This is a genomic window from Photobacterium sp. R1, from assembly GCF_054600795.1.
In genome coordinates, this window is the sequence record NZ_BAAHZP010000834.1 from 1 (window position 1) to 246 (window position 246).

A 246-nucleotide genomic window follows, 5' to 3' on the forward strand; every position below is an offset into this window, starting at 1 on the left:
TAACCGGATTCAGGGATCCCGCTTACTGGCGGACATGGGGTTGGTGAGGCAGTTATTCCCCCGCTCCGGTTTCACCGCTGTACTGTGTGGATCTCTGAGCAGTCAGGCGTTACAGGACATCAATACTTTGCTGCCCGGTGGTTTGATCCTGACTGAAAATGACAGTGCTCAGCTGGAGCCGCTCACCCGGGCATTTCACCTGAATTTGTTTGCAATGGGTATGCTGGCTTTTGTCGTCGGGCTGTT

At 54.1% G+C, this 246-nt stretch carries 1 protein-coding gene; it reads left to right on the forward strand.

Translation table 11 applies throughout. The features are described 5' to 3' along the window. On the forward strand, positions 1-246 hold a 246-nt coding region (locus ACYP03_RS27420), incomplete at both ends, for a hypothetical protein (RefSeq protein ID WP_459782862.1).